This window comes from Wolbachia endosymbiont of Onchocerca gibsoni (genome assembly GCF_029169405.1).
Classification (GTDB): Bacteria; Pseudomonadota; Alphaproteobacteria; order Rickettsiales; family Anaplasmataceae; genus Wolbachia.
In genome coordinates this window covers 604,368-625,828 of the sequence record NZ_JABUMP010000001.1, presented here as the reverse complement: position 1 = coordinate 625,828, position 21,461 = coordinate 604,368, and the positions used below count along the sequence as shown (strand labels likewise).

Genomic DNA, 21,461 nt, shown 5'->3' with positions numbered 1-21,461 from the left:
AATTATTTGATTATAGTATCATCTTAATTGAACTTATTGCTTAGGGATATTTATGAAGAGTATTTCATGCTTTACGTTAGTATTTATTGTGTTTGGCTCAATTGGTCTGTTTGCTATGGAGCAACTTGAAGAAGAGAAATTTAGTTTAGATAGATCAATGGATTCTGTGAGTGAAGATATGGATATAAAGAAAGATCTAAAACAAGGTTTATCACAAAGCATAATCCAGCAGAGGAACAATCTAGAATCTATCAAGAGCGAAGTTGATAAGTTAAATGTTGAAAAAGTACAAAATATTAAAACTGGAAAAGCAGAAAGTAAAGAAGAGCTACAACATGATAAGAATAAAACTTCTATATTAGAAAAGGCTATCAGTGAAGTAGGAAGGAATAATGAAGATTTGTCGGAACTTAGTGATGATCTGTTAAAGGAAAATAGAGATGAAGGAGATGAAGTTACTCCAGATTTATCAAATGTGACTGATAAAGAAGTTAATGAAAACCTTATTTTTTCTCCAAGTGTTAGTTTAAGTGAAAATGTAACTGACCTGCAAAAAGATCCACAAGTTAATAAAAAGGTTGATGTAGAGAAGAATAAGCCTTCAGAAAATAATATAGATAAATTATTGGAAGGAAAAAAATTAGAGGGCCAAGTTAGAAAAGAAAAGGTGAAAAAATTATCTGAGAGCCATGATATAGAAAAACCTATCATTAAAAAGGATGAAAAAAGTAAACAGGAGAAAGAGAAAAATTTACAAAGGTTGGCAAAGTTAAACACTGAGTCAGTAAAAGAGTGGCATCATAAAAATATACAAGATGAATTAATATATAAGCGGCAATATGGTAATCTTAATGAGCATCTTCCGGCAACTGTATTTGTTGATGACTATAGTAAACATCTTTTTTATTGTATTAAAAAGAACAACTTGATTTGTTTGAGAGGGATAATAAATAAATTAGAAAAGCTTGGATTGACAGTTCAAGAGGTGCTTAAGTTTAGGAATAAACTTGGAGATACCCCTCTAATTTATGCAGTTAAGCAAGGTGGGATAGATATAGTACGCTTTTTCTTATTACAAGGTGCTGATCCTAAAGTGGTCAATTATAATCTTCAATCTCCCATTGATATAGCAATTGAAAGAGAGCGGGTTGATATGATAAATGCGATTGCTGAAATGATGCCATATTTTTTGGAGTATAAAAAATAATAGGTAATAAAGAAGATCTAGAAATATGTAATTTGGTCTGAGGACAAAAGAGGATAGTGAATTGCGGTGTAATAAAGAAAATGATTAGGTTTTTGATATTGATTTTAGTTGGTCATTTGTGTTATGGAGATGAAGTAAATAAAAGAAAAGATCTGGTCAGTGATTTTTTGAACACTTTATATAAGGTAAAATATGTATCTTATGACAAAGAAGACTTTGCTAAGTTTCTGGTGAAATGCCACAAAGAAGGTGTGCCAGAAGATTTTGGAAAAGGTTTTGGCCCTAATTTGAATGGAGCTGATTTTAGTCGATTGTACCTAAATGGATCCATTTTTGATGGAGTCAGTCTAATTGGTGCTGACTTTTCTTATACTGACTTGTCAGGTGTATCTTTTATTAATGCTGATTTACGTGGGGCTAATTTTTCTAATGCTAATTTACGGGATATAAGAATAGAAAGTACAAATTTAAGTTTTACAAAATTTGTTTCTGCAAATTTGACGGATATTATGCTTAGCCAGTCTGATGTTAGCCATGCTGAGTTTATTAACTCTGATCTTAAGAAAGTGAGGATGCACAACATGACTGGGTTATATACTAATTTCTCAAATGTAAAAATGAATCTTTCTAGTTTATTAAGCTCGAATGTTGATTATGTAAACTTTAGCGATAGTGAAATAAGTAATACTGTTGTGCAAAGAAGCAATCTTGATAATGCAAATNNNTTTTTTGGAGTGGATTCATATAAGTTAAAAGTACAATTTTCCTCATTGGAGAATGCTAATATATATGGTGCAGAAATAAAGGAATCAGATTTTACGGGTAGTAATCTTTCTAATGTTTGTCTTAATTCTTCTGCTATAATTAGTAGTAACTTCAATATGGCTAATTTAAGTAATACGCAAATTTCCTATGTAAGTAGTGATAGTTCAAGCTTTGTTCAGTCTATACTGAATAGTTCTAAAGTAAAACACTCGTATGCTTCTGATATAACTCTTCAGGATGCTGACTTATCTAACATTGATTTTAGTTTTAGCGAACTACATCAAGTTAATGTTTCTGATTCTGATATTCGTCATGGGAAGTTTGATAATACTAAAGTTGCAAATTCTAATATGAATGGCTCGTTTTTTGATTACTCATTATTTACCTCTGCAGAAATAAAAAATACAAACNTTTCTACAGTTTCAATGTACAAGGTTAAAGTACAGGGTTCTCAAATTTGTAATAGTAAACTACTTTGTCATAGCATTGATTCTAGTGAAATAGAAAACTCAATGTTTTTCAATTTGATAGCAGATAGCTCAAACTGGTCTAATCTAAAAGTAACTAATTCGNATTTTGTTAAGAATAGTTTCAAGTCTTCTTTGCTTCACGATAATACCTTTAAGAAAGCAGGCTTTTTTCTCAGCAATTTCAGTAATTCAGCAATTGATAATACGTCTTTCTATTCTTCAAGAAGATATTATGCTATAACCTCGATTAAAGGTTTGCAAGAAGAAATATCGCAGAATAAAAGATTTGATGTAAATTATGCTTACTTTGAATTTAAGGACATGAATCTAGAAAATGCTGATTTTTCTGGTTCAGTCTTGAGTAGAACAAAGTTTGTAAATGTTAATTTAAATAAGGCGGCTTTTGAAAAAAGTGATTTACGCTATGCTATATAATGTTCTCTTGTTGAGTTATTTTTTTTATGGTCACAAGAGGTGAGGGTGTATTGTTAGTTTTATCTTCTCCTTCTGGAGCTGGAAAAACTACTATATTAGAGAGGCTACTTGATCAATCAAGTGACCTAGTTAAGTCTGTTTCTGTAACTACGCGTAAACCTCGTTCTGGTGAAATAAATGGAAAAGACTATTTTTTCGTTACCGAAGAGAGATTTCACGAGTTATGCAGGACTGACCAGATGCTTGAGTACGCTAAGGTTTTTGAAAATTTCTATGGTATACCAAAAGATTTTATAAAACAGAATCTAAGTATTGGAGTAAGTGTTTTGCTTAGTATAGATTGGCAAGGAGCATTTCATTTATTTAAGCTCATGAGGAAAAAAGTTGTAAGCATTTTTATCCTTCCTCCTTCAATGGAAGAGCTTAGGCTGCGTTTGCAAAAACGTAATACTGATACTGCCAGCGAAATAGAATGTAGGTTAGCTGAAGCTCAAAAGGAGATAAGTAAACGAAATAAATATGATTATATAATTATCAATGATAATATTGATAAAAGTGTCGAAGAGATAAGCTCTATATTAAAAAAAGAAAAGCTTAAAAGATTAAAAAAGAAATTAAGTTAAAAGTTTTATTAAATATATTTTAAAGTTAATCTTCGATGTTATATGCATTTTTTTCTTTTTCTAATCTCTCTTGCTCTTCAATGCAATATGTAGCAAGCGGATTGGCTTTAAGCCTTTCGGTTCCTATTTCTTCTCCTGTTCTTTCACAATAGCCGTAGGTGCCTAATTTTATTTTTTTTAATGCCTCCTTGATTTTTTCTTTTCTTTCTTTTCTGCGCCTAATTAGTTTTTCATTTCCACTATCTTCATCAGAGTAGTATGCGCTGTCTTCTAATTCTTGCTTCTCCATTTCAACAAGCATTGATTGCAATTTTAAGCTAAAGTATTCCAATTGCTTCACGTTCATATATTCTTCATCCTCTGAAGGAGTATAATCTTCTGGTAATTTTATTTTTGGTAACTCTTTCATAATTGCATTACTTGTTAAATAATAAAACCTGTGTAATTTATGAATAAGAAATTACACTATCTCAAAGTAAACACTATAATTTATAATAAATATTTAAAAGCCTAATATGATCAGCTTAATAAAAAAATTAGTGATAAGTAATAGTGATTTTACCTATATAATATGCATCTTTATTGTAATGTTAAGCTTATCTTCGTTTACACTTGGAAATAACAGTGAACGAGAAGTTATGTTAGCATTAATATGGATATGTGCTACTTTTGTTCTGCAAATTTCTACAAGTGATCTATTTTCTTCTGATTATCGTGACGGAATATTAGAGCAAATCTTCATACAGCCACTTTCCTCTAAATTTATAATTGCTTATAAAATTCTTGCTCACTGGATATTATTCGGTTTACCAATTTCAGCAATTTCCTCCATATTCAGCTTTGTAGTTCTGGGCAGTGATATTAAATACTCAATAATAGCTGGCTTGTCTTTGTTACTCAATATGTTGATAGTAACTAATATTTCAGCTACTGGAAGTGCATTAATGATTGGTCGAAATAACTTAGCATCAGGAATACCACAAATTCTTGTTTTACCAATCATAATGCCAACCTTTGTATATTTTAAATTACTGATTCAGTTTGAAAGTTTGTCTTTGAATACTCATATATTGCTTATTACTGTTTTAGTTTTTGCTATTTTGCTGATTAATAGCACTATAGCTACCCATATAGTATTGAAATTTGCTGTAGAGCAGGACTAGAAAGCTTACCATTACTCTACAGAAGATCTGCTGCCGGTAAAGCCTAAACTTACTAAATATATTTCTGTAGATTCAGGTCTACTTGATCTTGGTTTAAAATATTTTGCTGTTTTGAACATTTTTTTTAGCTCGTTGCAAAAATCTTTGTCAAATTCTCCTTGAAAGATTTTTACTACAAACTTGCCATTATAATTTAGGAAGTGCTTTGCAAGGTTTAGTGCTGCTTTACATAGAAACATGATTCTGATATGGTCTAACGACTTTATACCACAAGATTCTGGAGCCATATCAGATAAAATTACGTCAAACTTTTGATCTTTAAACCTTTCCTTTAAAGTTTCAAGTTCATTTATAATATCGCATTGCATATGTTGTACTCCATTAATCAAGTTTACTGGCTTTATGTCAATTGCAACTATATTAGCTCCTTTTTGAGATGCAACTTGTGACCATCCACCAGGAAAAGCACCAAGATCAATGATTTTTTGCCCTTTTTGGAGTAATTTAAATTTATTATCTATCTCTATCAACTTATATGCTGAGCGCGATCTGTAGCCATCTTTATTAGTTTTTTGTACATACTTGTCATTTAGATGACGGTACAACCACTTGGTTGAAGATAATTTTCGGCCTTTAGCTGTTTTTNCTCTAGTTTTTATTGTTGGTACCTGTATGTAATCATACTATTGATTATATCTTTTAGCTCTTTTTTTGACTACTTCTTTTACTAGTGTATATAAGTATTTGTTAGCCATTCTGATAGCCGGGGTTTTAAGAAAGATGTAACTAACTTTTCAATAGTAGTAGTAAGGTTTGCTTTTTTTATTGCTTATGTTGCAATTAGTTTTTCACCTTTTAAAGTAACCTTTTAATCTACTCTATATTTTTCCTTGAGAACAACTGATCATTTACGATTGATTATTTTGTTTTTAGCACTCATAATTGCTAATACCATTAAATTTAGAAATTTATGCTGTTTATTGTAAAAAGCAACTTATAAGCACTGATTACATAATTGCTTTTTGCTTCAACTAAATCTGAACGTGCTTTAAATAATGCATCTTCAGTGTTTAAAAGTTCGGTTGTGCTTTTTAAATTTAAGTTAACTTCTTGCTTGACTCCTTCTAATGCTAGAGCTGCTGCTTTTTCAGCTTTTTGACTTGCTTTAATAACAGCTTTTGCTGTCATAACGTTATTCCAAGCGTTCATAACCTCTCTTTCTATGTTTTTTACTGTCTCATAATAATCATAAGCGGATTTTTTTGCATACATTCTAGCTCTATTTATATCAAAAGTATTAATTCCTCTTTTAAAGATTGGAATATCAAGAGTAAAAGTAATATTAGTAGTCCCTAAAAGGGTATCAAGACTAACGCTTTCATTTAAACTTTTACTCGCACTGAGATTTAAAGAAGGTAGCCACTTAGAAGTTTCAGCAATCACTGCCATTCCATCTGCCTTTTTTTTATAGACTGCTGCTTTTAAGGACAAGTTGTTGGTTCTTGCTAGCTGTAAGCATTCGTTTAGATCTGGGATATAGGGTAATTTGTCATTAACTTCGGAGAGCTCATCAGGATCTTCGCCAATTAAATGAAAGTAAGCAACGTTTGCTAATTTTAGCTTACCTTCGGCATCGACTCTTTCCAGCCTTGAAGATGAAAATTTTGCTTTCGCCAGTGAAACTTCAGCATTGGTAACCTCTCCAAGGGAGAGGCGCTTCTTCATTGCAGATAAGTTCTCCAAAGAAACATGTTCTTTGTGTTCTCTCAATTTTAATATTGCTGTCTTTCTTAGAACATCAACGTATACTTTCACAGCGTCAAGTGCAACCTCTTGCTTTGATTGTTGAAACTGCATCTTTTCTACTTTGAGAAGATGACTTGATCGGTTGAATGTAGCAAAAGCACTGCCACCATCTATTATTCTCTGACTTAATGTAACGCATTTTCCAGGTAAGTTATGTTTATCATTATAAAGATTAAAATTACTATCAAAGTTATATTGTAAATTAATATCTGGCAAAAATCCACTTAATCCTGAAGATTTTAGTTGTTTTTCTGTGCTTTTATACTGATAAAATTGAGATTTTAACTTTAAACTATTTTTTATGGCTTTACTTATAGCTTGTTCGAGATCGATTGCATAGCAACTTATGCTACTAAACACGACCATGAACGTAATAATCAATTGAAACATTTTATTCCTATATGTATCAGGATATGTAACTAAATTATTAGTACAAATTGCTTTAATAATCAATAACTAATATTGTTGACTTTGTTTAGAGGTTGAGTGTATCATGACCTACTATTGTGTAGTTAAAATTATGAAGACTTTTTTCTTGAAAGAAAAACAAATCAATAAAAGATGGTTCATCATAGATGCGGATGGGTTAACGGTAGGAAGGCTTTCAGCATTTGTGGCAACTTTATTGCGTGGAAAGCATAAACCTGAGTATACACCTCATATGGATTGTGGTGATAATGTAATTATTATTAACGCAGAAAAGGTGCATTTTACTGGAAAGAAACTTAAAGAAAAAATTTACTATAAATATACAGGTTATCCCGGTGGTTTAAAAAAAACTACTCCAGATAATATCCTGAATAGTAAATTTCCTGAGCGTGTAATAAAAATGGCAGTAAAAAGGATGCTTGATGATGGTCCTATGGCACGTAAACGTTTTCGAAATTTATACGTTTACTCTGGTTCAAAACATAAGCATCAAGGACAGCAACCTAAGGAAATAGATTTTGCTTCTTTGAATCGAAAAAATAAAAAATAATGGAGTAAAGATGGAAAATCATATAATAAATCAATCAGAAGTAGTAACTAAGCCGGTAGTTGATTTATTAGGTCGTTTATATGCTACGGGTCGGAGAAAGGAATCTGTAGCAAGAGTATGGATAAAGCCAGGCAATGGAAAGTTTAGTATTAATCAGCAAGATAAGCTATTCTCTTACTTTAAAAGAGAATCAGTATGTCAAATGGTAAGGATGCCACTTATTATAACGTCTATGCTAGATAAATATGATGTGTTTGCAACTGTAAGAGGTGGAGGGTTATCTAGTCAAGCTGGTGCTTTAGCCCATGGGATAAGTAGAGCTTTAAGTAAGATAAGTCAAGGCTTGCATTCTGTGCTACGCAATAAGGGATTCCTGACGCGAGATTCACGTGTTGTTGAACGTAAGAAGTATGGTCAGCATAAAGCTCGTAAAAAATGTCAATTTTCTAAGAGATAGTTATTTTTTAGTGATGTTTTTTGTAGGCGTGATATGAATGTTTAAAGGGTATAGTTATGGTATATCCTAATTTTCGCGGTAAATTTAGTTGACTATCGGTGTGAACTGAATATGCTGTTTGTGTAATTTTTTCAATATTAAGGTAATTTATGAGTAAAGAAAGTATAGTAAAACAAATGCACGAAGATTTGTCTAATCAGGGTATAGACATAACAATGTTAAATTTGGGCAAAATTCATGATGCGTGGATAAAAAGAATAAAAGGTGATTTGAAGAGGATAGGTAAAGTACGTCTGCATAGATTAGGTACATTGTCTACTGCTGTAAGTCGGAAGAAACAGTGTCGTAATCCTCAAAATGGTAAGATTATGACTGTTCCTGAAAAGATAAGAGTAAGATTTAAAGCAAGCCAAAATCTTTTGGGTCTTTTAAATAAAGAGGAGGAAGAAGTAGTTAGTTAGGATATTATCATTTTCATTGTTTTTGCTGTGCTGTGTAAGCTGTAAAATATAGCTTTGCTGATTAAAAAGTGACCTACATTAAGAGCTAAGATATGATAAGGTACCTCTTTTATTTTTTTAGCGTGTGTACAGGTTATGCTATGTCCTGCGTGGCACTCTATTTTTAGCTTATTTATATACTCTGCAGCATTAGTAATTAGTTTTAATTTTTCCTCTGATGGACTATCGCAGTAATCTCCCGTGTGAATTTCTATTATGTCAGGCTTTTTTTCTAGTTTCTTAAGGTATTTTAGTTGATTGATGCTTGGGTTAATAAACAGTGAAACCTTTATGCCAGTGCTATGCATTTCTTCTGTGGCTGCAATTTTAAGATTTAGCTCAGTTTCGATGTTTTTTTAGATTAAACACATCTCTATCCTTAATTGTCTTCTGTCTTCCCGTAAGTGAACGGTGATAAAATCTGCTCCAGCGTCAATAACTATTTTTTCTGCTTTTAATAGATTTGGGTAAGAAGTTCCCCGTGCATTGCGAAGAGTTACAATATGGTCAATGTTAACACCTAATTTCATACCACCTCAAAAATCATTTATAGATTATACGTGGTATCAGTCTTTTTACATAGTTATTATCTGACTAATCAGTGCAATAAACAAGTAACCGAAAGATGATACTGAAAATTACTTAATAAATCTTGTTAGTTTTCTTATTATAATAAGAAAACTATTTAGTAATCTATATGCAGGTTGTATGATGCAAGTATTACATAGTTAATGTTTTATGTATAGTTTTTTGCACTATGTTTACTTCATGTCTTTACTAATTTTATCTATAGGCTTCTAAGGTTTTTAAACTGAAACGCGCTATGAAAGATGGTATAAGATGTAGTTTAGGGTTAGAAGGTAAATAATTATTTACCGCGGAGGTTTTTTACTTTTATCTTTTTTCACTTAGTAAACTTTTTGATACTTAAATCAAAGGTTAGTTGCAAGAGATCTAATGGATATTTTTACCACTAAAGTGAAACATTATTTTTATTTTTTAGCTTTTTTGAAAATAACGTAAGTTAAAGTGACTGAGTTTATCAATGACTTTTAATCAGTTGTTATTCTGGCATGTTAGAAGTGTTTTTACATAACAATATAATATTTCTTTTACAAATGAATGCCTATAACATACAATAAAAATATTTTCATTGTGGTTGAGATTTCTGATATGTATATTATTAATAAGTCTTGTACTTAACAAGCAATGAAAGTAATGGTTGTTATGATAGTGTTGTTGTGTAGTAGTTGCACAATAGCAAGTGAGCGGATAAAGATAGTGGATAAAAAATTATCTCAAGGATATGTGGCTCCAGTTCTTGTAGAAAATAGTGTTATTTTGGTAGACAAGCACGGTACCTTATATTCCGTTGATGTTGATAATTTAAAGGTTATGAATTGGAAATTGCACCTTTCACACAAAAAAAAAATTGGTAATATGAGTCTATCGCATCATGAAGGAAATGTTTTTTTTATAGCAAATAATGTTCTATATGCGATAGATGTAAAAACTGGTGAGATTCAATGGGAAAAGGAACTGAGAGCTCCAGCAAGAGGAAAAGCAGTAGTAATACATAATAAATTGGTAGTATTAACTATTGATAATTTTCTATATGCACTTAATATAAAAGACGGTAGCCCAATTTGGGCTCACCAAAATGGAGTTAGTGAAGTCCGAGGTTTATATTCCATATCACCTGCAGTTTCTGATAATAAAATAATAGCACCATTTTCAAATGGTGAACTAATAGCTTTTGATGAAGGTGGTGAAAAATTGTGGAGTCAAAAATTGGCTATAAGCCTTTTAGATACACAGATTACAGATATAACTACTACACCAAGAGTACTCGGTAATATTTTAGTTGTTACAAACAGTTCTTATGTTTATGGTATCGACGTAAAATCAGGGAACATTCTATGGTCAAAACCACTGCAAACAAAAAGTGTATCAAACATTGTGCCATATTATAACTCTTCTATTCTTACAAAAGAGCAAAGAGCCGGTGGTAGAATTTTTTTAATTACTAGAGATAATAAAATAATTAGCATTGATGTACGAAATGGAAAAACAATCTGGACGTCTGATTCAATAGAAAATACGCAGTTGTTTACTTTAATTATGCATGCCAATACGCTATGGATAACAAGCAATAAAGGCTTAATGTTTGCTTTTTCTGAATCTGAAAATGCATGGAAAGCAATCAAAATATCAGGTAATGTGTTTCACACTCCAGTGTTTATTCGTGATAAGATATATATAACGACTGAAGGGAATGGTGCTTTTTATTTAGAAAATAGGTTTATTTTTTATGACTGATCATGATCTGATTATTATAGGCGGTGGTTCAGGTGGTTATAAATGTGCTATTGTAGCTGCAAAGCTTGGGATGAAGGTTACTTGCATAGATAAAAATAGCATTCTTGGTGGGACATGTTTACGAGTTGGGTGTATACCTTCTAAAGCGTTACTTCATTCTTCTTATCAATATATCCACACGAAAAATGATTTATCAAAACTTGGTATAAAAGTTAAGGATACAAGTTTTAATCTAAAAGAAATGCTAGAATATAAGGACACCAAAGTTAAAGAATTGGGACAAGGAATAGAGTATCTCTTTGACCTTTATAAGATTACTAGGATCACTGGACTTGGGAAAATTACTTCTTTTGATCAAGGTAACCTTGAAGTTTCGGTTGAAGGTAAGACGCTGAAAACAAAAAATATAGTAATCGCAACCGGTTCTGATGTCAGCTCCTTACCAAGAGTTAATATTGATGAGAAAAACATTATTTCATCTACTGGCGCATTATCTCTAACTGAAGTGCCAAGAAGACTTGTTGTAATTGGAGCTGGAGCAATAGGACTTGAAATGTCTTCTATATGGAAAAGGTTAGGGTCTGAAGTTACTGTAGTAGAGTTTCTCGATAGAATCGCTACAGCAATGGATGTAGAATTGAGTAAGTCTTTATTTTCCAGTTTGCAAAAACAAGGAATAAAACTTTTACTTAGCACTAAAATTGAGGAAATAAAACAAAATAGTGATTTTTTAAGTGTAAAAGTTTGCTCTGTTCAAGGCAACCAAGTAAATACTATAGAGGCAGATAAAGTGCTCATTGCAGTAGGTCGTAAACCATATACTGATGGTCTTAACATTGATGGCAAAATAGAAAGAGATAGCCATGGCTTTATTCAAGTTGACAATAAGTATGAGACCAATATAAAAAGAATATTTGCTATTGGTGATTCAATCGGTGGGGCAATGCTTGCTCATAAGGCGGAAGAAGAAGGAGTGGCAGTTGCAGAAATAATAGCAGGGCAGTCACCTCATATTAATTATGAAATTATACCATTTGTTATTTATACCCATCCTGCAGTTTCTTCAATCGGCAAAACCGAAGAGGAACTCAGAAATGCTGGTTGGAAGTATAAAGTTGGTAAATGTCAGTTTGCTGCAAATGGTAGGGCAAAAATTATTGATGATGCTGAAGGATTTGTAAAAGTACTAACTTGTAGCAAGACAGATACGATACTAGGTGTGCATATCATAGGGGCATATGCTGATACGCTAATTAATGAAGCAGCAGTTGCAATGGCATATGGTGCAGCAGCAGAGGATATATATAGAATTTGTCACTCTCATCCTGATATAAATGAAGCCTTCCGTGATGCATGCACTGATGCATTCTTTAAAAAGTGACTATTGAACTTAGGTTCAATTATTGAAAATTGATATGAATAGTGAGGTATAAGTCTTGTTTGCTCAACACTTTGTAAAATGATATATGAGAGACCTAAAAGACATGATAAGTTTTCTCAGTACTCACATTGTACAAGAAGTAGATATTTTCTCTTTGGAAAGATTGAGCATGCCCGAGCTTAGAAGCTGGCTTACCTTTTGTTATACAAGAGGTGTAAATATAGGATCGAATACTCGTGCTGTCAGTAATTAGAAATTTTTTCAGGTATATAAAAAGCAATTGTGAAATAAACAATGAGGCTGTATTCTCCTTATCTAGGCTAATTCAGAGAAGAACTTTACCAAGAGCATTAATCAATATCTGATGTAAAAACTTTAATGAAAGAATGAAACTGTCTGACTTAGGTGATAAAAAGAGGAATTGCAATTATTATTCTACTTATATGGCACAGGGTTAAGGATCGGTGAGAAGTATTTAAGGTTAGTAATATTAAATATGGAAGTTTAACAGTCATAGTAATGGGGACAAAGCGAAGGCAGGTGTGTTTTTTCTCAATAGTAAAAAAGTGCGTGCAAGAGTACGTAAAAGCTTTTCTTTATCTTAGCATTAATAATGAAGTATGATATCTCTTTATAGAACTAAGAGGAAAATTGAAAAGAACTTATGTTGTTAATCGTCTACAAAAAGTAAGGAAAATGTTAAATTTGTCAGAAATCTTATCCCCGGATGTATTAAGCTCAATACAGCGACCTGCTTAGCCATTCAAGGTCTTGAGACTGCTTAAATCTACACTTATTTGAATTATTAAGATGTTTTCAATATTAATAAAGATGCTTAATGGAGTTTTAAAAAGAAATAGAAACCTTTGTAACTCTAAGAGAGTACGGTGGTACCATTAAGTTCTACTTCTTTGTTCATTTTTTTATACAAAAAAAGCATCCTGTTTCTAAAATGCCCAATGCAAATATAGCAAGAAAAGTGCTTATCGCTTTCTCTAGATATAATTATTCATTATTAAATATACACCTTCAAACAATACAAAAAATGTAAAAGTGAAGTATCTTACACTGGAGCTCTGTCTCTGAAGATCTTATTTTTTTAATCTTGGTTTTGAGCTTAAAGTTGAGTGTTTTTCATCAACGAGTTGAACTTCACTGATCAGGGGGCATTGATCATTGTTTACTGATTTAATTTTTCTTGTTTTATATATTTCTGACTTTTTCCCTCGTAAGTTAAATATCTTTCTCCTTTAAATTCATCTAAAAGGTTCTATACAAATAGTTCATTATTTGTCTTTCTAGGAAATTTTTTATTTAAGTGTTTTTAGTAGTGCTTAATCAGATCATTAATGTTCCTCAACATAACAGCAATAACTGCGTAATTTATGAAACAGCTATCTTTCACCAATTTTTTCATATTACTTAAACCTCTTTACTATAGAAGAAGTTAATTGCTCCTTAATAGCAAGTTTAACTAATTTATCTTAATCGTATGTTCTATTGCTCTATTTTAGGCGTTGATTTTATTTGATAATCTAGATTTTATGTTTTTAAAAGTTTAGTTAATGCTTCTTTTNTTATTTTCTATTTTTTCTTCTAATAAGGTCGGAATAGCTTGTGCTTCTTTTGTTTGCACCTCTTTTCCAGAGAGCAGTTAGAGTTAAATGTTTGCTCAGTAAACCCTTGCTAGCCAGATATTTGTTCCACAAATCTTGTGCGCTAGATTTAGTACGCCTTGACTCATTAAAGCTCAGTGTCGACTAAGATTATTCTTAATAAACTTCTGCTCAATAAATTTTCCTTCTTATGCTTTTTAAGATTTTAATTATATTATATACTCAAACTCTCTTACAGCATGACCTTAGGGCTTTTATTCTTACAATTTCTAATATCGGTTTTAATATTTAAGATATACAAGTAATTTTTCCACTATCTCTAGCTCTAATTTGGCAGACAATACATAAAAACTGCATACTAGCTATTTGTGTCTAAGTCCTAAAAATGCAGCACTGCGAAAAGCATTAGTATACTGTAATTGCTCTTCTCATGTGTAACTTGCTTATCCTGAGTATTAATATTGGATATCCTTTTTTCCTAATGTAATTTATCAATTACTACTGACAGTAATCGGTGTTAGAAATAGATACATCAAAAAGGGTCATACCTTTACCTTTCTAGTCAAACGTACCAACATCCGTACCTTCTTTCAGAGGTTGTTTTAAACCTTCCGAGGTCTTCATCATCAATAGCCTAAAATAGCTTTTTTATTGGCATATTAAGTGGTTTTTGAAGTTTTTTAATTAAACATGTTTGCTTATTGTTTACTATCTCAGCAACATTTACCTTGCTCTTTCTATATGGTTTTCTGCCTACTGATTAAAAAAGATATTCTCTATATTAAGCATGTTAAAAACCTTCTTAATAACTTACCATTATTGGTACAACAAAAAAAGAAAATAATAATAAAACTCTCTCTCTTCTTTTATCGAAGAGGTACTTCGTATGTTTTCTGTTTTTTAACTCTTTACGTTTGTACACCCTAGAAATTTTTCTGCATCAAGCGCAGCCATGCACCCTGTGCCCGCTGCAACTACTGCCTGACGGTACACCTTATCTTGAACATCGCCTGCAGCAAACACTCCTGTCCTACTGGTTAGAGTTGTACCAGGCCTTGTAACTACGTAACCCTGCTGATCCATTTCAACAAATCCTTTTAAAATACCTGTATTTGGTGTATGCCCAATTGCAATAAATACTCCATCCACTTTCATTTTTTCGATTTTATTAGTCTCTGTTGATTTAATTATAATACCAGTAACTTTTTTCGGATTTTCTTCTCCAAGAATTTGCTCTACAGTATGATTCCATATTACTTTTATCTTATCTTTTTTAAAGAGCCTATCTTGCATTATCTTTTCTGCTCTTAATTTATTGCGCCTGTGTATCAGTATGACTTCTTTAGCAAATCGAGTTAAAAACATTGCCTCTTCGGCAGAGGTATTTCCACCACCGACTACAGCTACGACTTTATTTTTAAAAAATGCACCGTCACAAGTTGCACAAGCTGAAACTCCATAACCTTGAAATTCTTTTTCACTCTTGAGACCAAGCCATTTCGCTTGCGCACCAGATGCAATTATAATTGCATCTGAGTAGTAATTATTAGTCTTACCAAAAGACTTGAACCTATATTCATTAGAACCTTCAAGGTGTTCAATACTTCTTATTTCATCGTCTACTATTTTTGCACCAAATTTCTTTGCATGCAACCTCTTTTGCTCCATGAGCTCTGAGCCTTGTATTGAAATGAAACCAGGATAATTTTCAACATCTGTAGTAATCATAAGTTGACCACCAGGTTGCATTCCAGTTACTACAATTGGCTCTAAATTTGCACGCGCTGCATATATAGCAGCAGCGTAACCAGCTACCCCAGAACCAATAATAAGAACTTTTGTACTAAATAGCTCCATCTACAATTCTTCACTATATGAATTTAAGTAATCAGCTATCCCTTCGTTGCTTGCTTGTATTGCTGGTTTACCTTTTTTCCATCCTGCTGGACATACTTCACCATACTCTTTGTTATGCTTAATCGCATCAACAATTCTAATAAACTCATCAATATTGCGTCCTAGAGGTAAATCATTTATTGACTGATGACGTATGATAAACTCATCATCAATAACAAAAGTAGCTCTTAGTGCAATTGAGTTATCATACAATACTTCATAGTCTTTTGATATAGACTTTTTGATGTCAGACACCAAAGTATAGCTAACCTCTCCAATACCTCCATCATTGACTGGAGTCTCTCGCCACTTATAATGTGAGAATTTTGAATCTACACTTACTCCTATGACTTCAACGCCACGTTTTGAAAAATCTTCTATTTTATTACTAAACGATATCAATTCAGTTGGACAGACAAAAGTAAAATCTAGTGGATAGAAAAAAAGGACAGCATATTTATCTTTTATCTGTTTGCTTAAACAGAAGTCATCAACTATTTCCCCATCAGAAAGAACAGCAGGAGCAGTGAAATCAATAGCAGGCTTTGTCACAAGATTCATAACTAACCTCTTCATTTTAAAACAATTATAATTTTACAATATAATGAATTTACATGCAAGTTTTCTTTTTTCTTCAAGAATTTTTCCAGTTAACTTTCTACTAGCCTGAAATACGCCTTAAGCTAGCAATGGACCATCAGGCATATTGCTAATTACATTAATCTGATTTACTATCTTGTTAGTGGGGTAAAAATAATTTTTTATAAATTCCTTATATATAGTTGTTAATTTATGTATATCGTCTACTAACACGCATTCATTTACTTGGTGTGTGGTTTTGTTGACCATACCAAATTCAACCACTGGACAAACATTTTTGATAAATGCAGCATCAGACGTGCCACCACTCGTACTCATTACAGCATCAATATTAGTAACTTTATTTATTGCATCAAGCATAATATCAGTATTCTTATCGGGAATAGAAAGAAAGGCGCCTCTATTGTTGTGAATAGAAAGCTTATAATTGTTAGTTACGCTGGAGCATATCTCATTGACTAACTTGAATAAAGTATCAGGCGTTTGTATATCATTATACCGAATGTTGAAATTTGCAACTATTAAATCTGGTATTAGGTTGTCAGTATTATTTCCAACATCAATAGTAGTAACCTCACAATTTGAAGGCTGAAAATATTTATTACCATTATCAAGAGTAGTATTTATTATCTTACTCAATATTGATATCATCTTATATATTGGATTATCAGCTAAATCTGGGTAGGCAACATGTCCTTGTTTTCCATGGCAAGTTAATTTGAATGTTGCAGATCCTCTTCTGCCTATTTTTATAGTGTCGCCTAGTTTTTCATTGCTGGTTGGTTCAGCAATTACACAATAGTCCATCTTTTTTTGTTTACTTTCCATCCACTCTAAAATTGCTTTTGTTCCATATTCTTCCATGCTTTCTTCAGCACTGGTAATCAATGCACTTATCGAACCGTTAAACTGAGATTTTCCTGCAACAAAGTTTACCATAGCAGCAATAAATGCAGCTACTCCACTTTTCATATCAGCTGCTCCTCTTCCATACAATATTCCGTCTCTAACTTTTGGATTAAATGGATCAGATGTCCAGTCTTTTAATTGACCTGGTGGTACAACATCAACATGTCCAGCAAAACATAAATTTGGCACTCCATTTATATATTTTGCATAGAGATTTTTAACTTTAGCTTCGCTATCACCAAACTCTAAAATCTTACACTTAAAGCCACTTTTCTTAAGAATTGTTGCTATATGTTCTATTGCTCCATCATCTTTTGGTGTTATGCTCTTAAAAGAAATCAACTTCTTAGTTAGCTCTACAGGATCAATCTTCATGTCAATCTTGAAATACTGATACTACTATAGTATAAACATACTATGCATTATTTAAAACAAATATTACACCAAGCTAAGCAAACTCTTATAAGAGAAGTAATAGTAGATCATCATCTTGTTGATAGTATATATGAAATATGTACTAAATATGGGAATAATATTTTGCTGGTTGCAGATGAAAATACGGTAGTTTTTGAGCAAAAAACATATTTAATAAAATTTCTCACTTTATTATTTCTAGTAATATCATTAGCTCTCTTGCAAGACCTTATGTTGTCTTGAATGCTTCTAAAATTTTGTCATCTCAGTGCTCCGACACTAAGATCCAGAAAAAAAGAGTATGGGTTCCAGTATCAAGCACTGGAATAATACCAACTAAGAAAACGATGCTAAACAGAGTTGCTTCTCTTGAAACCGTTAATCTAGTTAGAAGTAGGGCAAAGGATAGTGATTTAATAGTTTCACTTGGTAGTGGTACTGTTAACGATATCTGTAAGTACGCAAGCTATCTCGAAGGTAAAAACTACATGTCCTTTCCAACAGCTGCTTCTATGAATGGGTATACTTCTGCAAACGCTTCTATCTTAGTAGATGGATATAAAAAATCTTAGTAGTACCCTTTCCAAGGGCAATATAATTGCCAATGCACCATTGCGCCTAACATTGAGTGGATTTCATCTGCCGTTCAACAGTGTAAGCTGATTGGCTATTATCTCATCTACTACTTGGTACGGAATATGATGAATTACCTTTTACACTTGTTCGTGATCTGAAGAAAATTTTACTCAGAGAGTATTTGGCACTTGCAGAAAAAAGCAAAAAGGTAGTTTTATTACTTATGGAAGCTCTACTGATTTTAGAACTTGGGATGGTAATATCAAAAGGCAGCTATTCTGTAAGTCAAGGAGAGCATGTGATAGCTTACACAATGGAGATGGTAACAAAAGATTATTCTTCCTCATTACATGGAGAAAAAATTGCTCTTACAATGATCACTGTGGCTAATTTACAGGAAAAGATATTATCAATACAAAATCCCATCATCAAAACGATAAACTACTTCAGCGTCATTCTAACTTCAAGCACTAAAATCCAGGAAGAGANTCAGTGTCATGCTGCTTAGATGATAGAGGGCTTAACAGAGTGCTTTGGTAATACCAAATTTATAGAAATCCTAAAGCAGAAGCAAATTCTACAGCAAAAAATTGAAGAGATTATTCATAAAGAATAGAATGATATTTCCAGCTTAATTAAGCAAAACCTATTACCTACAAAACGTCTACAGAAAATGTTTGAAGATTTGTCAATTCCACACTTACCAGAACACCTCGGTTGAAATAAAGAGCAATATTGCAAAGTGGTTAGTCTTACGTTTACAGCAAGAGATAGGTTCACCTTTCTTGACTTAGCTCACTGCATGGGAGAAAGTAAAATGTTGTAGCTAAAAATAATTTAAAAAATTGTTAATGCTTTATTTCTTAATAATCGCTCTATTTTACTTTTCAACTCCGGTTTCAAAAGAACAATTAAAACTAGGTTTATGGACAACACGCTTTATCAATGTAGGATTATCATCTTATCAAGAGGTATAGAGTTGATATGACTGACTTTGTTTGCTATAATTTTTTTGTGCTTTTAGTTAATAGTACAGCACTCAACATCAAATAGGCTTTTTTGCTGAGTAGGTAAACTGAACTTAATATTCTTTATTATGTCATTAGCGGATTTAATAAGTTTAGCATTGCTTTTGATCAGACAATTGCTTCCACTGCAGTGGGAGTTTGGAGAAAATCTAAAAACCTTAAATGCTTTTATTTCCTGGTCTAAAGGAAAATTTGCTGTTGTTAGAAAATCAGGATTTTTAGTGCTTAAATTACTATAAAACTCAGCAAAAGACTAGATATAATTTGATTCCTTTGAGGAAAATACTGAGGTTCTGACTTAGTAGCAAACGGAAGCTCAGTAATTTTTCTGTATAGATTGAAATTTTCCCTTATGCGAACTACATCAATCCNTTTTTTTATAGCAATGGTTAGATAATTTCTATATATTACATTGTTTGCTGCAATGCTTATTTCTTTTGCAAGTTCGGAAACTACCATAACCAGCTTTGCTTAAGTTATGTGCTAGCTTATTGGCAAGATTTTTCCTATTTGCTGAAGAATTACGCTCATTAATTATTACAATAATCTAATGAATTAACGATGACATATCGCCAGGTATAGTTATTATAAGTAGATAATCTCGTATACTTCTTAAAAAGTTAGGACACACATGGATTGCATGTAGGCATGACTTTATCTCTAATTTTCTCTACATTATTGATTTCTTTCACGTATTTTGAACACTGCATATCTTTTTGTTGTTAATGAAAACCCATTCAGGTATTTTAGTTCTTTGCCTAATGACTTACATGCTTTCTTCTGCACGAAAAATTTTATTGACCCTAAAGGCTTCTAGTCAAGCTTAACTATATCTCTAATTCTCTATTACTCAATTTATTTATTCTCATGAAGGAATTTTCTTCCACTTACTTGGAAGTAACCTAATAATATTTATTAACATTTAATCTATAATGAAAAGATTTGAATTTCTTATCAGTTTAGTGTACCCAAAATGTATAAATATACGCTACTTATATGACACATTTTATTACGGATAAATGCATAAAATGTAAATATACAGATTGTGTAGAGGTTTGTCCTGTTGACTGCTTTTATGAGGGTAAAAACATGCTTGTAATTAATCCAGATGAGTGTATTGATTGTGGAGTGTGTATACCTGAATGTCCAGTAGATGCAATTGTAACTGATGATTCCATAAAAGACATTTTAGAATTAGATGAAGAGTTGCTGAGCAGAGAACAAAGAAATTTCAAGTTGTTTTACAATATCAATGTAGAATATTCACAGAAATGGCCAAATATTACAGCTAAAAAGGAACCTTTGAGCACTGCAGAAGAGTATAAGGAAAAAAAAGACAAAACAGCTTATTTTGTTGAGAATCTAGAGTAATTTTGTTAAAGAAAAAGAAAACTTTTCCTAATATCTTGTGCTAGTTATTTTTTGATTGTTGGAAGTGCTTATTTTGTTTGTATTTAGTATTAGCTAGTTGACTTAGAAGTAAATTAATCCAGATAGTAACACAGACAGTTTTATTGCTGTTTAACTATTAATAAGTGGATGAAACAGCGATATAGAAGATGGAACATGAATATTAAAGCAAACTGTGTGCAAAAACTACTAAATGTGTTTCAGTGTATTTGGTTAACCTAATTATGTTTTTAGTTTGTCATTCATTATTTTGTTTATTAATTTTATTCATTTTCTCAGAAGAACCTATTGCTGATATTTTTTGTATCTTCTCTAATGCTGATATAGCCATTGGAAATTATCGACAAATTAAGGGATATGGGTAGTAGTATATGGCGATAAAGTAGTGAGTGAGAAATGAGGAAAGATATCTAGAAGTAAGGAGATCATTAAAATACAACGGAAGATAAATATTAAATGCGATTTTGCAGATATTATGTAGAGGATGTCAATGTAGGTACTTATCATTCAATTTTCTGTTGTGAAAAGCGGTGAATCCTTGAGAAATTGAATTATGAGTTTTTAAACATAGTTAAGAAAAAAAATAGGAAGAAATAAATAGCCAAGCCTTGTATAAGTTGAAAGTCAATCTGTTAAAATAGCAGAGAAAGAGGAGCTAAAGGCTATGATGGGAGTAAAAAAGTAAAAGGTAAGAAAAAAGGCATAGTAGGTTTTAGATACATGGAGATATACTACCTAAATTGCTATCAGCAAGAAAGTAAGGATTTAAAAATTCATTTAAGAAGGCGGGTTGTGAAAAAGGCTTCTGCGCTTGGATTAACAGGAACAGAAGGCTATCAAAGAAATAAGATTTGTTTATAACATCCACTGAAAATTTTACATATCTTGCTATAACTAAGGTTATAGT

At 31.9% G+C, this 21,461-nt stretch carries 17 protein-coding genes and 3 pseudogenes; 12 read left to right on the top strand and 8 right to left on the bottom strand.

What is annotated here, in order from left to right; genetic code table 11:
- Positions 1 to 52 precede the first annotated feature (52 nt).
- From HSX44_RS02480 to gmk, 3 genes are all read left to right on the top strand, one after another.
- Positions 53 to 1,207: an ankyrin repeat domain-containing protein gene (locus tag HSX44_RS02480; RefSeq protein ID WP_275602158.1), complete on the top strand. Its 1,155-nt coding sequence runs from the start codon at positions 53 to 55 to the stop codon at positions 1,205 to 1,207.
- Between the two features lie 80 nt (positions 1,208 to 1,287).
- Positions 1,288 to 2,877, top strand: coding sequence for a pentapeptide repeat-containing protein (locus tag HSX44_RS02475; protein ID WP_275602421.1), 1,590 nt, complete (start codon positions 1,288 to 1,290; stop codon positions 2,875 to 2,877).
- A 26-nt stretch (positions 2,878 to 2,903) separates the two neighbouring features.
- Complete coding sequence (gene gmk / locus HSX44_RS02470; protein WP_275602157.1) at positions 2,904 to 3,500, top strand: guanylate kinase; 597 nt, start codon at positions 2,904 to 2,906, stop codon at positions 3,498 to 3,500.
- A gap of 25 nt (positions 3,501 to 3,525) precedes the next feature.
- On the opposite strand, the gene HSX44_RS02465 is transcribed toward gmk, so the two are convergent.
- Entirely contained in the window at positions 3,526 to 3,909 is a 384-nt protein-coding gene (locus tag HSX44_RS02465; protein ID WP_014868681.1) for a TraR/DksA family transcriptional regulator, read from the bottom strand.
- Positions 3,910 to 4,015: 106 nt separating this feature from the next.
- On the opposite strand from HSX44_RS02465, the gene HSX44_RS02460 reads away from it, so the two are divergent.
- Entirely contained in the window at positions 4,016 to 4,663 is a 648-nt protein-coding gene (locus HSX44_RS02460; protein ID WP_275602156.1) for a heme exporter protein CcmB, read from the top strand.
- Between the two features lie 11 nt (positions 4,664 to 4,674).
- On the opposite strand, the gene HSX44_RS02455 is transcribed toward HSX44_RS02460, so the two are convergent.
- The 3 genes and pseudogenes from HSX44_RS02455 to HSX44_RS02445 all read right to left on the bottom strand — a co-directional run bounded on the left by HSX44_RS02455 (position 4,675) and on the right by HSX44_RS02445 (position 6,859).
- Positions 4,675 to 5,268, bottom strand: coding sequence for an RlmE family RNA methyltransferase (locus HSX44_RS02455; protein ID WP_275602155.1), 594 nt, complete (start codon positions 5,266 to 5,268; stop codon positions 4,675 to 4,677).
- 50 nt (positions 5,269 to 5,318) lie between these two features.
- Positions 5,319 to 5,503: pseudogene (locus HSX44_RS04000) on the bottom strand (DUF2497 domain-containing protein); the annotation flags it as partial.
- 120 nt (positions 5,504 to 5,623) lie between these two features.
- Entirely contained in the window at positions 5,624 to 6,859 is a 1,236-nt protein-coding gene (locus HSX44_RS02445) for a TolC family protein (RefSeq protein ID WP_275602154.1), read from the bottom strand.
- A 130-nt stretch (positions 6,860 to 6,989) separates the two neighbouring features.
- On the opposite strand from HSX44_RS02445, the gene rplM reads away from it, so the two are divergent.
- The 3 genes from rplM (at position 6,990) to HSX44_RS02430 (ending at position 8,366) form a co-directional block, all read left to right on the top strand.
- On the top strand, positions 6,990 to 7,448 hold the full coding sequence (rplM, locus tag HSX44_RS02440; protein ID WP_275602153.1) for a 50S ribosomal protein L13: 459 nt from the start codon (positions 6,990 to 6,992) through the stop codon (positions 7,446 to 7,448).
- Positions 7,449 to 7,458: 10 nt separating this feature from the next.
- Positions 7,459 to 7,905: a 30S ribosomal protein S9 gene (rpsI, locus tag HSX44_RS02435; protein ID WP_275602152.1), complete on the top strand. Its 447-nt coding sequence runs from the start codon at positions 7,459 to 7,461 to the stop codon at positions 7,903 to 7,905.
- 149 nt (positions 7,906 to 8,054) lie between these two features.
- Positions 8,055 to 8,366, top strand: coding sequence for an HU family DNA-binding protein (locus HSX44_RS02430; protein WP_014868675.1), 312 nt, complete (start codon positions 8,055 to 8,057; stop codon positions 8,364 to 8,366).
- Here HSX44_RS02430 and HSX44_RS02425 read toward each other — a convergent pair.
- Positions 8,363 to 8,935: pseudogene (locus HSX44_RS02425) on the bottom strand (pyridoxine 5'-phosphate synthase). The gene HSX44_RS02430 and the pseudogene HSX44_RS02425 overlap by 4 nt on opposite strands.
- 679 nt (positions 8,936 to 9,614) lie before the next feature.
- Here HSX44_RS02425 and HSX44_RS02420 point away from each other — a divergent pair.
- Complete coding sequence (locus tag HSX44_RS02420) at positions 9,615 to 10,724, top strand: outer membrane protein assembly factor BamB family protein (RefSeq protein WP_275602151.1); 1,110 nt, start codon at positions 9,615 to 9,617, stop codon at positions 10,722 to 10,724.
- Positions 10,717 to 12,105 carry a dihydrolipoyl dehydrogenase gene (lpdA, locus tag HSX44_RS02415; protein WP_275602150.1) on the top strand — a complete coding sequence of 463 codons (1,389 nt, stop codon included), beginning with the start codon at positions 10,717 to 10,719 and terminating at the stop codon, positions 12,103 to 12,105. Before HSX44_RS02420 ends, lpdA begins: the two co-directional genes overlap by 8 nt.
- Positions 12,106 to 14,621: 2,516 nt before the next feature.
- Here the strand turns inward: lpdA and trxB are convergent.
- From trxB to dapE, 3 genes are all read right to left on the bottom strand, one after another.
- Positions 14,622 to 15,578 (bottom strand): thioredoxin-disulfide reductase, encoded by a 957-nt coding sequence (trxB, locus tag HSX44_RS02410; protein ID WP_275602149.1) that lies wholly within the window; start codon positions 15,576 to 15,578, stop codon positions 14,622 to 14,624.
- Positions 15,579 to 16,178 carry a peroxiredoxin gene (locus tag HSX44_RS02405; RefSeq protein WP_275602419.1) on the bottom strand — a complete coding sequence of 200 codons (600 nt, stop codon included), beginning with the start codon at positions 16,176 to 16,178 and terminating at the stop codon, positions 15,579 to 15,581.
- Between the two features lie 117 nt (positions 16,179 to 16,295).
- Entirely contained in the window at positions 16,296 to 17,501 is a 1,206-nt protein-coding gene (gene dapE, locus HSX44_RS02400) for a succinyl-diaminopimelate desuccinylase (RefSeq protein ID WP_275602148.1), read from the bottom strand.
- Between the two features lie 42 nt (positions 17,502 to 17,543).
- Here dapE and HSX44_RS02395 point away from each other — a divergent pair.
- From HSX44_RS02395 to HSX44_RS02385, 3 genes and pseudogenes are all read left to right on the top strand, one after another.
- Positions 17,544 to 18,942: pseudogene (locus HSX44_RS02395) on the top strand (iron-containing alcohol dehydrogenase).
- A 1,198-nt stretch (positions 18,943 to 20,140) separates the two neighbouring features.
- Positions 20,141 to 20,515 carry a ferredoxin family protein gene (locus tag HSX44_RS02390; RefSeq protein ID WP_275602147.1) on the top strand — a complete coding sequence of 125 codons (375 nt, stop codon included), beginning with the start codon at positions 20,141 to 20,143 and terminating at the stop codon, positions 20,513 to 20,515.
- A gap of 759 nt (positions 20,516 to 21,274) precedes the next feature.
- Entirely contained in the window at positions 21,275 to 21,415 is a 141-nt protein-coding gene (locus HSX44_RS02385; protein ID WP_275602010.1) for a hypothetical protein, read from the top strand.
- Positions 21,416 to 21,461: the final 46 nt, after the last annotated feature.

What these genes read in the sequence shown, in the direction of transcription:
- HSX44_RS02480 (WP_275602158.1), top strand. Translation starts at nt 53, where the DNA reads ATGAAGAGTATTTCATGCTTTACGTTAGTATTTATTGTGTTTGGCTCA.
- gmk (WP_275602157.1), top strand. Translation starts at nt 2,904, where the DNA reads ATGGTCACAAGAGGTGAGGGTGTATTGTTAGTTTTATCTTCTCCTTCT.
- HSX44_RS02465 (WP_014868681.1), bottom strand. Translation starts at nt 3,909, where the DNA reads ATGAAAGAGTTACCAAAAATAAAATTACCAGAAGATTATACTCCTTCA.
- HSX44_RS02460 (WP_275602156.1), top strand. Translation starts at nt 4,016, where the DNA reads ATGATCAGCTTAATAAAAAAATTAGTGATAAGTAATAGTGATTTTACC.
- HSX44_RS02445 (WP_275602154.1), bottom strand. Translation starts at nt 6,859, where the DNA reads ATGTTTCAATTGATTATTACGTTCATGGTCGTGTTTAGTAGCATAAGT.
- rplM (WP_275602153.1), top strand. Translation starts at nt 6,990, where the DNA reads ATGAAGACTTTTTTCTTGAAAGAAAAACAAATCAATAAAAGATGGTTC.
- rpsI (WP_275602152.1), top strand. Translation starts at nt 7,459, where the DNA reads ATGGAAAATCATATAATAAATCAATCAGAAGTAGTAACTAAGCCGGTA.
- HSX44_RS02430 (WP_014868675.1), top strand. Translation starts at nt 8,055, where the DNA reads ATGAGTAAAGAAAGTATAGTAAAACAAATGCACGAAGATTTGTCTAAT.
- HSX44_RS02420 (WP_275602151.1), top strand. Translation starts at nt 9,615, where the DNA reads ATGAAAGTAATGGTTGTTATGATAGTGTTGTTGTGTAGTAGTTGCACA.
- lpdA (WP_275602150.1), top strand. Translation starts at nt 10,717, where the DNA reads ATGACTGATCATGATCTGATTATTATAGGCGGTGGTTCAGGTGGTTAT.
- trxB (WP_275602149.1), bottom strand. Translation starts at nt 15,578, where the DNA reads ATGGAGCTATTTAGTACAAAAGTTCTTATTATTGGTTCTGGGGTAGCT.
- HSX44_RS02405 (WP_275602419.1), bottom strand. Translation starts at nt 16,178, where the DNA reads ATGAATCTTGTGACAAAGCCTGCTATTGATTTCACTGCTCCTGCTGTT.
- dapE (WP_275602148.1), bottom strand. Translation starts at nt 17,501, where the DNA reads ATGAAGATTGATCCTGTAGAGCTAACTAAGAAGTTGATTTCTTTTAAG.
- HSX44_RS02390 (WP_275602147.1), top strand. Translation starts at nt 20,141, where the DNA reads ATGACACATTTTATTACGGATAAATGCATAAAATGTAAATATACAGAT.
- HSX44_RS02385 (WP_275602010.1), top strand. Translation starts at nt 21,275, where the DNA reads ATGGAGATATACTACCTAAATTGCTATCAGCAAGAAAGTAAGGATTTA.